12 protein-coding genes and 1 pseudogene are annotated in these 13,636 nt (G+C 29.8%); 9 read left to right on the top strand and 4 right to left on the bottom strand.

Going from position 1 to position 13,636, the window contains the following annotated elements:
- Window positions 1-89: 89 nt before the first annotated feature.
- A pseudogene (locus tag CQA75_RS06305) lies at window positions 90-332 on the bottom strand (adenylyl-sulfate kinase); the annotation flags it as partial.
- Window positions 333-448: 116 nt separating this feature from the next.
- Between CQA75_RS06305 and ispG the strand changes: the two are divergent.
- Window positions 449-1,522 carry a flavodoxin-dependent (E)-4-hydroxy-3-methylbut-2-enyl-diphosphate synthase gene (ispG, locus tag CQA75_RS06300; protein ID WP_137624176.1) on the top strand — a complete coding sequence of 358 codons (1,074 nt, stop codon included), beginning with the start codon at window positions 449-451 and terminating at the stop codon, window positions 1,520-1,522.
- Between the two features lie 27 nt (window positions 1,523-1,549).
- On the opposite strand, the gene flgH is transcribed toward ispG, so the two are convergent.
- A complete protein-coding gene (gene flgH, locus CQA75_RS06295) occupies window positions 1,550-2,248 on the bottom strand; it encodes a flagellar basal body L-ring protein FlgH (protein WP_137624175.1) in 699 nt (232 codons plus the stop codon).
- Between the two features lie 108 nt (window positions 2,249-2,356).
- Here flgH and pta point away from each other — a divergent pair, with 108 nt between their 5' ends.
- From pta to CQA75_RS06280, 3 genes are read left to right on the top strand one after another with little or no spacing between them, the layout of a single operon-like run.
- Complete coding sequence (pta, locus tag CQA75_RS06290) at window positions 2,357-3,859, top strand: phosphate acetyltransferase (RefSeq protein ID WP_137624174.1); 1,503 nt, start codon at window positions 2,357-2,359, stop codon at window positions 3,857-3,859.
- 18 nt (window positions 3,860-3,877) lie between these two features.
- Window positions 3,878-5,062, top strand: coding sequence for an acetate/propionate family kinase (locus CQA75_RS06285; RefSeq protein WP_137624173.1), 1,185 nt, complete (start codon window positions 3,878-3,880; stop codon window positions 5,060-5,062).
- A 29-nt stretch (window positions 5,063-5,091) separates the two neighbouring features.
- Window positions 5,092-5,583, top strand: coding sequence for a hypothetical protein (locus CQA75_RS06280; protein ID WP_137624172.1), 492 nt, complete (start codon window positions 5,092-5,094; stop codon window positions 5,581-5,583).
- Here the strand turns inward: CQA75_RS06280 and CQA75_RS06275 are convergent.
- Entirely contained in the window at window positions 5,571-6,446 is an 876-nt protein-coding gene (locus CQA75_RS06275; protein ID WP_137624171.1) for a hypothetical protein, read from the bottom strand. The genes CQA75_RS06280 and CQA75_RS06275 overlap by 13 nt on opposite strands.
- On the bottom strand, window positions 6,446-7,372 hold the full coding sequence (gene rsmH, locus CQA75_RS06270) for a 16S rRNA (cytosine(1402)-N(4))-methyltransferase RsmH (RefSeq protein WP_137624170.1): 927 nt from the start codon (window positions 7,370-7,372) through the stop codon (window positions 6,446-6,448). Before rsmH ends, CQA75_RS06275 begins: the two co-directional genes overlap by 1 nt.
- Window positions 7,373-7,525: 153 nt before the next feature.
- Here rsmH and CQA75_RS06265 point away from each other — a divergent pair, with 153 nt between their 5' ends.
- From CQA75_RS06265 to flgG, 5 genes are all read left to right on the top strand, one after another.
- A complete protein-coding gene (locus CQA75_RS06265; protein WP_137624169.1) occupies window positions 7,526-9,016 on the top strand; it encodes a peptidylprolyl isomerase in 1,491 nt (496 codons plus the stop codon).
- Window positions 9,013-10,401: a cell division protein FtsA gene (gene ftsA / locus CQA75_RS06260; protein ID WP_137624168.1), complete on the top strand. Its 1,389-nt coding sequence runs from the start codon at window positions 9,013-9,015 to the stop codon at window positions 10,399-10,401. The genes CQA75_RS06265 and ftsA overlap by 4 nt, the downstream gene beginning before the upstream one ends.
- A gap of 15 nt (window positions 10,402-10,416) precedes the next feature.
- On the top strand, window positions 10,417-11,529 hold the full coding sequence (gene ftsZ / locus CQA75_RS06255; RefSeq protein WP_137624167.1) for a cell division protein FtsZ: 1,113 nt from the start codon (window positions 10,417-10,419) through the stop codon (window positions 11,527-11,529).
- A gap of 130 nt (window positions 11,530-11,659) precedes the next feature.
- Window positions 11,660-12,472, top strand: a complete 813-nt coding sequence (locus CQA75_RS06250) for a flagellar hook-basal body protein (RefSeq protein ID WP_137624166.1) — start codon at window positions 11,660-11,662, stop codon at window positions 12,470-12,472.
- 24 nt (window positions 12,473-12,496) lie between these two features.
- Window positions 12,497-13,288, top strand: coding sequence for a flagellar basal-body rod protein FlgG (flgG, locus tag CQA75_RS06245; protein ID WP_137624165.1), 792 nt, complete (start codon window positions 12,497-12,499; stop codon window positions 13,286-13,288).
- Window positions 13,289-13,636: the final 348 nt, after the last annotated feature.

Genomic DNA, 13,636 nt, shown 5'->3' with positions numbered 1-13,636 from the left:
AAATATTTATAGCATATTGATCAATATTGCTATTTAAATACATATAATGTGTGCAATATCTTTCTTTGGCATCATTAGGAGAAGTCGAAAACATACATTCCTTGAGAACTTAAAAAATGAGCGAAATTAGAACGTTTTAGTGAAACTTCAATACGTCCTTCTTTTTCATAGCCATAATGTCCCAAAAGATCTCTTAATTCATCGCCGTCAAGATAGATAATATTGTTTAATTTTTCCCTCAATTTCCTACATAATTCTTCAGCAATATAGCTTTTCCCACTACCTGCTAAACCTGTTAGCCAAATCACTCCACCATTTTTTAAATCTTGCATTATTTTTTCCATTATATTTAATAAAAATTAGATGTAGAGATTATATAAAAATAAACTTTAGTTAAAGCAAAAAAAGTTAAAATTTTAAAAATAATATTCATAAAAAGAGTTTGTGTATGAAAGTAGAGAGATTTAAAACAAAGCAGATTAAAGTGGGAAATGTTTTAATAGGGGGAGATGCACCTATTTCAGTTCAATCGATGTTATTTACAAAAACTAGAGATATAGAGGGTTGCTTAGAGCAGCTTAATCGTCTTTATTTTGCCGGAGCAAATATAGTGCGTTTGGCTTGTTTGGATATGGCGGATGCAAGAGCCTTAAGAGAAATTAAAGCAAAGAGTCCATTGCCTTTGATAGTGGATATTCATTTTAACCATAACTTGGCTGTATATTGTGCTGAATTTATTGATGGTGTGAGAATTAATCCTGGAAATATTGGCTCTAAAGAAAATATCAAAGAAGTTGTAAAGGCTTGCAAAGAACGTAATATTCCTATACGCATAGGGGTTAATCATGGTTCCATAGAAAAACAATTTAGCGATAAATTTGGATATGGCATAGAGGCTATGCTAGAAAGTGCTTTATATAATATTAAGCTTTTAGAAGATTTAGATTTTACAGATATTAAAATTTCAATGAAAACTTCAGACGCTCAAAAAACGATAGAGGCTTATGAAAGATTGCGTCCACTGTGTGATTATCCATTTCATTTAGGTGTTACAGAGGCAGGAACTAAATTTCATAGCACAGTTAAAAGTTCTATAGCTTTAGGAAATTTACTTCTTAAAGGTATAGGCGATACTATGCGTGTATCTATGACGGGAGAACTTGAAGAAGAAATTCGTGTCGCAAAGGCAATTTTGCAAGATAGCGGGGTGCAAAAAAGCGGGGTTAATATCATCTCATGTCCAACTTGTGGAAGGATACAAAGTGATTTGCTTAGTGCAATTAAGATTGTAGAAGAGAAAACCAAACATATTAAAGAGCCAATTAATATTAGCGTTATGGGATGTGTTGTTAATGCTTTAGGTGAAGCTAAGGGGGCTGATGTCGCTATAGCTTTTGGAAAAAATCAAGGACTTGTTATAAGACATGGAGAGGTTGTTGCAAAATTAAAAGAAAAAGATTTGGTTGATAGATTTTTACTAGAAGTTGAAGATGAGGTAAAAAGTAGAACGATAAAAGAATAATAAAGCAAGGTAAAAAACCTTGCTTTATTAAAACGGCCAAATAGCTTCTATAACTTTACTTCCCCAAGGTTTTCTAGTGCTTCTATCCACTTCGCCTTCAGTTTTATAAAGAATTTTTGCATCTGCAATGTATTTGCTATCTATAGTATTATCTTGTCCAATATCATAAGGACGGATCACTCCGCTTAATTGAATGATTTGTTTTTCTCCATTGATCAAGAGTTCTCTTGAGCCTTCAATAAAATAATTACCATTAGATAAAATTTTGATCACTCGAGTTGAGATGGTTGTATTAAAGCTTTCATTGCGGCTTTGAGATCCTGATCCTTGATAATTATTTGTACTATTAGTTTGAAAACCAATATTAGAATACGCATTAACTTTATTGATTGCATCTTTTAAGATTCCAGAACCACCAGTTAAAGTTCCTCCACCTAAATTTGAAGTATTGGTTCTACTCGTAGCTTTATTGGCTTGAGTGCTTTGAGTGGTGCTTTCTTGAATGACTACTGTTACTAAATCATTAACATTCATTGCTTTTTTGTCTGAAAATAAAGGATTATCTCCTTTACCAAAAAGCGATCCTGGCGCTGTTTCTATATTATTGCTTTGTTTAGGAGCAAGTTCTTCGACATAAGCAGGTGGTTTCATAGAAATTTGAGGATCCACTGTAGCAGAGCAACCAAAAAATACAAATGGTAGGGTGTAAAATAAAACTTTTTTCATTAAAATCGTCCTTTAAATTATGAATTTTTATTTTTTTTTGTTAAAATAATATTTATAAAATGTACAAAGCAAAGAGTGTTCCACTTTTTTAAAATAAAAGGAGAGATAATGGAAAATCTTTATTTAATAAGATCCAAGAGTGATGATCAAAATATTAAAGTTGGTTTAAAATTGCTAGAATATTATAGTAAAAACTATAAAAATATGGCGATTTATTGCCCAGTAGCTTCTAAGCATGATATTTCTATTTTTCAAGAGTGGCTTAATCAATTTAGCATCAATCAAAATATAGAAAATACCTATAGCTTTGTTGATAAAGATGCTATGGAAGAATTTAATAAAGATTCTAATATTTTTTTTAATACTATTTTAAAAACTTACGAGGAATTAAAAGAAAAATACGAATTTGTCTTAACAATTGGTTTTTCTAAATTCGGTGTATTAGATGCTTTTGGACTTAATGTTAAAATCGCTAAAAATCTTAACACTCCAATTGTTGCTGATGTTTGCAATGAATACAAAGCGATGACTCAAAAACATCTCGATAAACTTTTAAGCGGTAGAAAATATGTTTTAATTGATGAAAATATTGATTTTGATAAAATCGCTCAATTAAAATCTTATGATTTTACAACCCCTTATCGTTTTAAGTATGAAATGATTAAAAAAGGCATTAAAAATAAAAAAACAGTTGTTTTGCCAGAAGGTAATGATGAAAGAATTTTAAAAGCTTGTGATATTTTATTAAAAACTGAAGTTGTTGATCTTATTATTTTAGGAGATGAAAAAGAAATCAAGCAAAATGCAGAAAAACTAATGCTTGATATTAATTCTGCAAAAATGATCAATCCTTATAATTCAGATTTATGTGAAGAATTTGCCACCATGCTTTATGAGGCAAGAAAATCTAAAGGAATGACTCTTGATCAAGCTAAAGAATTAGTAAAAGATAAAACTTATTTTGGAACTTTACTTGTGCATAGCGGAAAAGCTGACGCTATGGTAAGTGGAGCTTCTACAACTACAGCTGAAACGATTCGCCCAGCACTTCAATTGATTAAAACTCAAGAAGGGGTAAGTTCTGTTTCGGGATTATTTTTCATGGGCTTAGAAGATAAAATGTTGGCTTTTGCAGATTGTGCTGTTAATCCTAATCCAACAGCCGAGCAATTAGCTTCTAGTGCTTATGTTAGCGCTATGACTGCAAAATCTTTTGGATTAGATCCTAAAGTCGCTTTACTTTCTTATTCTAGTGGGGATAGTGGAAAGGGTGAAAGTGTGGATCTTGTAAAAGAAGCCCTTAAAATAGCTAAGGAAAAATATCCAGAATTAAACATAGATGGTCCTATGCAATTTGACTGTGCTTATGATCCTAAAACAGCAGCTTCAAAAATGCCAGAATCTAAAATAGCAGGACAAATTAATGTTTTTGTATTTCCAGATCTTGATGCTGCAAATATTGGCTATAAAGCTGTGCAAAGAACAGCCGATGCTTTGGCAATTGGTCCTATTTTGCAAGGTCTTAAAAAGCCAGTAAATGATTTAAGTCGTGGATGTTTGGTTGATGATATTGTAGATACCGTCATTTTAAGTGCTGTACAAGCTCAATAATTTTAATAAAGGATAAAAATGAAAGTTTTAGTTTTAAATTCAGGTTCATCATCTATAAAATTTAAATTTTTTGATGATAAAGTAGTTAAAGCAAGTGGTTTGATTGAAAAAATCGGTGAAGAAACTTCTAAAGTGGTTCTAAAAAATACTTTAAGCGATGAGAAATTTGAAAGAGATATCGCTATAAAAGATCATGAACATGGTTTGCAGGTTTTAAATGAACTTTTTAAAGAGTCAGGAATTTTAGAAGATCTTAAAGTTCTTGATGGTTGCGGTCACCGTATTGTTCATGGAGGAAAAACTTTAACAAAACATTGTTTAATAGATGATCAAGTACTTAATGAAATTGATAGAGTAAGTGTTTTCGCACCTTTACACAATCCAGCTCATTTAGCCGGTATAAAAACAATGATTAAAGCTGCCCCAAATGTACCAAATGTTGCAGTTTTTGATACAGCTTTTCATCAAACAATGCCTGATTATGCTTATATGTATGCTTTACCTTATGAATTTTATGATAAAGATGGCATAAGAAGATATGGTTTTCATGGGACCTCTCATGCCTATGTAAGCTCAAAGGCTGCTAATTTATTGGGTAAAAATAGTGTAAATGTGATTTCAGCTCATCTTGGAAATGGAGCAAGTGTTTGTGCTGTAAAAGATGGAAAGAGTGTGGATACTTCTATGGGATTTACTCCTCTTGAAGGTCTTGTTATGGGAACTCGTTGTGGAGATATGGATCCTGCAATTATACCTTTTATTAGTAAAGCAAGAGGCTTGAGTATAGATGAGATTGATAATTTGATGAATAAAAAAAGCGGAGTGTATGGAATTTGTGGTTATAATGATTTTAGAGATATTGAATCACGAGTTGAAAAAGGAGAAGAAAAAGCACGTTTAGCTTTTGATATGTTTTGCTATCGCTTGGTAAAATATATAGGAGCTTATCTTGCTGTATTGCCAGGAACTGATGGTATTATTTTTACAGGTGGAATAGGTGAAAATTCTTCCTTAGTAAGACAAAAAGTGTGTGAAAGATTAGCTCATCTTGGCATTGAGCTTGATTTAAATTTAAATAATCAAAGAATGTCGACTGAAAGAATAATAAGCACTGCAAATTCTAAAATCAAAGTTTGCATCATTCCTACAGATGAAGAATTTGAAATTGCAAGAGTTACGGAAGAACTTGTAAATAAAGGCTAAAAGCTTTTATTTACATTATTTTTTAAAGCATGAAAAAATTTAAAGAATTGAGTCTTAATTTTCTTTTTAAAATATCGGATCAGCCAGTTATTTTGCGCGATTTGCTTGAAGCTAATGCTTTGTTTAATGATGGAATGCTTGTTGATCCTTCTAAGCTTAATTTTAATTTTAAAATTTTAAATTCTTATCTATATTTTAGTATTCTTTGCGTACTTATTTTATTGCCTTTATTGCTTATCACTCATTATTTTCTTACGCGTCTTGATTTTCATATAAGCATAATTAGCGCGGTTATTGTAACTGCTTGTGTTTTTATAAGTTATGATATTTTTAAGATTTATGCTCGAAAAATCATTTCAAAACAATTGATAAAAAAAGCTTGGAATTTACATTTTCCCTATTTTTCATATGAAAAATATTCTTCAGTAGCAAGCAAACTTTATAAGGAAGCTTTAAAGGACGATATTTTGAAAAAGAATTTAGAAAAATATGTGTTAGAAAAAATCATTCAATCTAAGTAGTCAAGAATTTGATTTTGAAAGCGCATGTTTTCTAATCTTCTTTTTAGATCTTTATTTTCTTCATTAAGCACACTTTCTTCTGTTTTTAAAGTTGCAATTTCTCGGCTTAAATAATAAATTTGATTTCTTATGTAAATTTGCGGAACAAAAAGCAATAAAGCAAAGCTTACAAGTAAGACGGCAAAAAGCAAATGATTAAATGTTAAATTTCTATCTTCTTTTGTTGCATCTGTAAATCCTTCTAAAAGAGTATTTTTAGCTTTTTGTGTGTCTTCCTCGGTAGGATTTTTTTTCAATGAAGTATCAGGTATATTTTCAGTATGTATTTTTTTTTGTAAATTTTCTAGACTTTGTTTGATATTGGTTTGAGGGATTTTTGGATTTTTTTTATCTAATTTATGACTATTTTCTTTTTTTGGTAATTGAGATTCCTTGTTGTTTTTTTTGTTTAAATTTTTAGCTTCTATTTTATTTTCTTGTATTTTTTTAGGTTGCAATTCTTTTTCTGTTTTTTTTAGAGAAAATAATTTTTTCTTATTTTTTTGCGTCTGTGAATTTTTACTCTTTTCTTTTATTTTGGAGAAAATTTTCTTAGCTAAGGATTGTTTTTCTTCCAATTTTACATTGATTAAATCTTCTTTAAGATATATATTTGATTTTTTAGAATTTTTTGTTTCATATTCATCTTGATCAAATAAATTGCGAGGTTGTTTATTGAGGCGTCTTTTAAAAATATCATTACTAGAGATAATTTCATTTTTAAGCTCATCATCTAAAGGTTTTCCTTGATTTATAGCACGCGAAAAATTTAGCATTTTCTGACGTATATTTTGCTTTTCTTTTAAAAAATCATCTTCTAACATTATTTTTCCATATTTTTAAAATGAAATAAACGCATTTTTGCGCAACTAGATCTTGAATTTTGCATTATTTCTGCTTCGCTTGCAATGATAACTTTTTTATTTAAAATTTTTCCTAAAGAATGATTATTTCCACATTCACAGCGTAAAGCTTTTTCATCGCAAATGCAATTTTTAGACCATTTTTTAAAATAATTTTTTACCATTCTATCTTCTAGAGAATGAAAACAAATTATAGCTAAAATACAATCTTTTAGCTTTATTTTTTCTAATTTTTCTAAAAAGATTTTTAAAACTTCAAGTTCTTGATTAACTTCGATTCTAATAGCTTGAAAAACTAGTGTAGCTTTAGAAACTTTTCTGTGATTTTGTTTGTTCGCACCTATAATTTTTTGCAATTCTTTAGCACTTTTTATAGGTTTTTCAATTCTTGATTGGCAAATTTTTTTAGCAATAAAATAAGCATCGTCTAATTCACCATATTCTTTAAAAATATAAGCAAGTTGTTCGCAAGTATAAGAATTAACAACATTAAAGGCTGAATTTTTAGCATTTTGATTCATTCTCATGTCCAAAAAATCAGAATTAAGATTAAATCCTCGTTCATTATTGTCTAATTGATAGGATGAAATTCCAATATCTGCTAAAATTCCTTTTAAAGAATTTGTAGAAATTTGATCAAGAATTTGACTAAAATTTGTTAAGAAAAATTGCGTTCTATCCTTAAATTTTTCAAGGCGTTTTTTAGAAAAACTAAGGGCTTCTTGATCTTGATCACAAGCGATAAGTTTTATATCGGGATGATTTTTGAGTAAAGATTCACTATGACCACCAAAGCCTACAGTGCAATCTAAAAAATATCCGCAATTTAAATTTTCAAAAGCCTTATTAACTTCATTAAGCAATACTGGAATGTGTGGAATTTCCAAGCTAAATCCTAAATTTTATTGATTGAGTTTGATATTATAACCTATTTTAACGTCAAAATCAAAAAAAAGTAACAATACTTTTGGTTTAAATTAAACTCCACTTAAAAACTTATATGTTAAAATGTTGAACTTATTTTTTTATCAAGGAATAGTATGCTTACTTGGATGCAGCATCATAGAAAATACCTTATTATTACTATATGGATTAGTACTATTGCTTTAGTTGGGGCTGTTTTTGTTAATTGGGGTGCTTATGATTTTAACCTTGATCGTGCTTCAAATGCGGCTATTGTAGGAAACGAGAAGATAAGTTATAATGAATTTAATACACGATATAATCAAGTTTTTAATTATTACAATCAAATTAGCAATGGTAGCTTAGATGAAAAGAGTGCCGAAAAGATCGGCTTAAAAGAATTAGCCTTAAATTCACTTATAGAAGATAAACTTTTATTAAATTTTGCTAAAGATCTGGGTTTAAACTCTAGTGATGATGAAATCATAAACAAGCTTACTCAAACAAGGGCTTTTCAAAATCCAATAGGTGAATTTAATAAAACAATTTATTATGAGATTTTACATGCGAATGGTTTTATGCCTAAAGATTATGAAAAAATTCTTTCTGATGAAGTTATTATTGACAAATTAAATACAATTTTTAATCTGCCTTCTAGTGAAAATGAGATAAAAATGTTAGCAACTGCTTATTTTATGAGAGATTCTTTGAGTGTTGCGGAATTAGATTATGATAAAAAGAATATAAAAATCAATGAAGAAGAATTGAAAAAATTCTGGGAACAACAAAAACAAGATTATAAGACAAGTAAAACTTATGAAATTTCTACATATTTTTTACCGCTAAATGATCAAAAATTTACGGAAGAAGAATTGCAAAAATTTTATAATGATGAAAATAATCGAATAAATTACAAAGATCAAAATGGTAAAATTTTAGATTTTAAATCAGTAGAAGATAAAGTTGCTAAAGATTATGGTTTAATTAATCTTAAAAATTTAGCTAATGCTAAATTTCTAGAATTAAAAAATAATAAAGAGCAATTTCAAAAAGATGAAAATGTTTCAGATTTGAGTATTTATTATCCTTTAGAACTTTTATCTAAGATAAAAAATGGAGATGTTTTAAGACCTGTTAGATATAAAGATGGTTATGTGATTGTTAGGGTTAATAAAATTGATCCTGTAAGAATTAAAACCTTTGAAGAAGCTAGAAATGAAGTTTTACCTTTATACTTGAGTGAAAAATCTAAAGAAAATTTAGAAAAAGAAGCGAAAGAAAAGTTAAAAGATTTTAAGGGTGAAAATATAGGTTTTGTGACTAGAGATTCTTTGCTTAGCGATGTTAAAATGGATAAAAATATATTTAATGATGCTGAATTTAGTTATTTTTTAACCAATGTTTTTAATTCTGATCAAAATACTTCTTATGTCCTTTTGGGTGATAATAAAGCAGTGCTTTATAAAATCAATAAACAAAAGATTGATATTAGCAAGGATAAATTAAGTCAGCATTATGAAACATTAAGACAAAATTTACAAATGTTAAAAGCTGATATGATTAAACAAGAATTAATTAATCAATTAAGAAAAACATATCCAATAAAAATTTATTATAAAGGGAAGTGATTTTGAATATACTAGGAATTGATTTAGGTTCGACCCAAACTTGTGCTATTATTGCGCAAAAAGATGATGAAGGTTTAAAAATTATTGGTTTTTCAAAAGCAAAAACCAATGGTGTAAAAAAAGGTGCTATTACAAATATCGAACTTGCTTCAAAATCCATCGAAGAAGCAGTAAGAAATGCTGAGATGATGAGTGGTGTGCATTATGATAAGGTTGTCGTTTCAATTTCTGGTGCATACACTAAGAGTGTTGATAGTATAGGAGTTGTAAATATTCCAAATCATGAAATTGGAATCAAAGAAATACATCGAGCAGTAAGTACTGCAAAACATACGGCTAATATACCAAGCGGGTATGAAATCATTCATGTTTTACCTTATAATTTTAAAGTCAATGATCTAGAACATGTAGATGATCCTTTAGGGATGAGCGGAAGTCGTTTAGAAGTTTCAACCCATATTGTTATTTCTCAAGAATCTCATATTAAAAATTTGAAAAAAGCTGTAGAATTAGCTGATTTAAGGGTTGATAATATAGTACTTTCTGGCTATGCTTCATCCATAGCTTGTTTGGATGATAGTGAAAAAGAACTCGGATCCGTTCTTATTGATATGGGTGGTGCAATTTGTGATATGGTAGTTCATACTGGAAATTCTATCCGTTATAATGATTGTTTGCAGATTGGTTCTATTAATATCACCCAAGATTTATCTATGGCTTTGCATACCCCACTTAAAGAAGCTGAAAAAATTAAACTTAATTATGCAGCTTTATCACAACAACCTAATGCGCTTATACAAATTCCAACAATGGGCGATGAAAAAAGAGTAAATGAGGTTTCTTTGGATATTATTTCTGAAGTTATTTATGCTAGAGCAGAAGAAACTTTGATGATTTTGGCAAAAATTTTAAGCGATAATCGTTATGCTAATAGCATAGGTGGCGGGGTTGTGCTTACTGGAGGAATGACTAAATTAGCAGGTATTGATGAATTAGCTCCTGCTACTTTTGATAATCGTTCTATTAGAATAGCAACTGCAAGAAGAGATTTAATAACAAGTTTTAATGAGATTTTTAATGATCCTGAAAATACTTGTGCTATAGGTCTTTGTCTTTATGGTGCGGGTTATTTCACTCCTTATGAGCTTGATTCTAATGAAAAATTAAGATATAAAGGTGAAATAGAAAATTATAATCGTCAAATCAGACAAGAGATTATTCCTCAAAAAGAAATAGAAAATGAAATAAAATCTGATTTTTTTGATGAAAATTTGCAAGAAAATGATACAATAGCAATTCAAGAACAATTGGATTTTAAAGAGACACGAGAAAAAAAATCCGGCCTTTTTTCAAGCGTGTGGCATAAAATAATAAATCAATTTTAACAAGGAGAGAATTTTATGAATGAATTTTTAGTAGAAGAAATGCAACATAATAAAGGTGCAAAAATTAAAGTTATAGGCTGCGGAGGTGGCGGCGGTAATATGATCAATCATATGGTTAAAATGGGGTTAAATGATCTTGATCTTATTGCTGCTAATACTGATGCACAAGCTATCTCTACATCTTTAGCAAAAACTAAAATTCAACTTGGTGAAAAGAAAACAAAAGGGCTTGGGGCAGGTATGCTTCCTGAAGTTGGAGCAGAAAGTGCTAGAGAAAGTTTTGAGGAAATCAAAGCGAGTTTAAGTCAAAGCGATATAGTATTTATCGCATCTGGTTTTGGCGGTGGAACTGGAACAGGTGCTACTCCTGTTATAGCACAAGCGGCTAAAGAAATTGGAGCTTTAACTGTTTCTGTAGTTACTATGCCTTTTAGCTTTGAAGGTAAGCAAAGAAAAAAACTTGCAGAAAGCGGACTTCTTGAACTAAAAAAAGAAAGTGATTCTATCCTTGTAATTCAAAATGAAAAACTCTTAAGTATTATTGATAAAAAAGCGAGTATGAAAGAAGCTTTTAAATTGGTTGATGATATTTTAACTCGTGCAGTAAAAGGTATGGTTTCTATACTTTTAGATAATGGTGATATCAATGTTGACTTTGCAGATGTTAGAACTATTATGAGTCATAGAGGACTTGCTCTTATGGGTGTTGGAAGTGCCGAGGGTGAAAATGCTGTTGAAATAGCTTTGAAAAATGCTATAGAGTCTCCTTTATTGGATGGTATGGATATTAAAGGGGCTAAGGGTGTGATTTTACATTTTAAAACAAGCTCTAATTGCTCCTTATTTGAAATTTCTGCAGCGGCTAATAGTATTGAAGAAAAAGTTGATGAAAATGCTAAAATTATTTTTGGATCAACCATGGATGATACTATGGAAGATAGAGTCGAAGTTACTATTATCGCTACAGGTTTTGAAGATAAAGACACTGTTGAGAAAAAATCTTCAGAAGAAATTGAAGTGGCTAAGAAAAATCCTTATTTAAATCTTAAAAAAGTTAGCGGTGGTTTTGATGAGGAAATTATGGCTCAAATAGAAACTCCTACATTTTTACGCCGACAAATGGATTAAAATACAAGGCTTAAAAGCCTTGTAACTTTCTACAAATTCTTCATTTTATTCTTTATTTTTTTTATATTTTTAAAAGTTGGAACACTCTTTGCTTTATACCTTTATATAAAATAATTTTATAGGTGAAAATATGCAAAATGGATATTATCAAGCAGTAGGCGGAATGGTAACTCAGTTTAACAAACTTGATGTTATCACAAATAATCTTGCCAATATCAATACAAGTGGATATAAAAGAGATGATGTTGTAATTGCAGATTTTAAAAGGATTTTTAAAGAAACTCAGGATGTGTTGCCTATAGAAAACAATACAAGAGATGCTTCACGCTTTATCAATACTACCATAGATAGCGTACCGCAAGTTTCTCAAGAATATACAGATTTTAGTTTAGGTTCTTTAAAGGCAACTAATAATCCTTTGGATTTTGCAATAACAAGAGATGATGCTTTTTATCTAGTTCAAACAAAAAATGGAGAAATTAGATTAAGCAAGGATGGAAATTTTCAATTAAACGAAGAGGGTTATTTGGTAAATAAACAAGGATATAAGGTATTAAGTAGTGATTATTTTAACAATCCTGAAAATGCCGCTATTAAAATTCCAAATGGATCTTCACAAATTAGTGTTGATAAAGATGGAAACATCGAAGTTGATGGCACGAGAAATGCAAGATTATTCATTGCACAAGTAGATGATATGAGAGCCTTGCAAAAAGATGGAGATAATGTTTACAAAATCGATGATTTAACTCGTATTAGAGATTTAGATAATTCTAACGCGGTGCGTCAAGGTTTTTCTCAAGGCTCTAATGTCAATCCGGTTATTGAAATGGTGGGTTTGATTGAAGCCAATAGAATGGTTGAAATGTATCAAAAAGTTATGACAGCTCATATGGATGATTTAAATCAAGAAGCTATCAATAAACTTGCATCTGTTAAATAAGATTAAAAATTAAAAGGATAAAAAATGATGAGATCACTTCACACTGCTGCTACTGGGATGGTAGCGCAGCAAACACAAATTGATGTTACTTCTAACAATATCGCCAATGTTAATACGGCTGGTTTTAAGAAAAGTCGTGCTGAATTTGCTGATTTGATGTATCAGGTTATGAAATATGCAGGAACTTCTACTTCAGCTACAACCCTTTCACCTTCTGGTATAGAAGTGGGTGTTGGTGTGCGTCCTACTGCTGTAACAAAAGTTTTTACAGAAGGAAATTTAAAAGCAACAAGTACAGATAGTCTTGATATGGCTATTGCTGGAAATGGTTTTTTTCAAATTCAGCTTCCTGATGGAACTATAGGATATACAAGAAATGGACAATTTACAAAAGATAATGAAGGTAATATTGTCAATTCTGATGGCTATAAATTACTTCCTGAAATGACCATACCAGAAGGTGCAACTGCTATCAATGTGGCAACTGATGGAACGGTATCGGTTATGCTTCCTGGAGAGCAACAAGAAACTCAAATCGGACAAGTAGAATTAGTGCAGTTTATCAATCCAGCAGGACTTCATTCTATGGGAGATAACTTATATCTTGAAACAGGTGCGAGTGGCGCTCCGGTTGCTGGAATCGCAGGACAAGACGGACTCGGTACAATCAGACATGGTTTTGTTGAGCTTAGTAATGTTCAACTTGTCGAAGAAATGACAGATCTTATTACAGGACAAAGAGCCTATGAAGCTGGTTCTAAAGCTATAACAACAAGTGATGATATGCTTGGCATTGTAAATCAGTTAAAACGATAATTAATCTAATTTTTAGTCTTATTTTAAAAAATCTAAAATCAATATTAAACTATTTTCTTCGTTCCACTTATCCAAAGTGGAACACCTTTTTTATTGTTTATTGTAGCAATAACTTATAAAAAAATTTATAAATAAAAAATCTTTTAAATAATATTACATTTATTTTTATCAATTTATATATTTTCTTTAGATGATTTAAAAAATTTTATACAGGCATTATTTCAAAAAAATAATAAAATTTATTTATCCATAATAATAAAAAATTTTAATTTGATAACTTCAATTATAATTTATTATAATTACAATTATTTTTAATAATAATATAAATTATTTTTAAAGATAAACTTT

The organism is Campylobacter taeniopygiae, assembly GCF_005406225.1.
Taxonomy (GTDB): domain Bacteria; phylum Campylobacterota; class Campylobacteria; order Campylobacterales; family Campylobacteraceae; genus Campylobacter_D; species Campylobacter_D taeniopygiae.
This window is presented reverse-complemented; position numbering and strand designations above follow the sequence as displayed.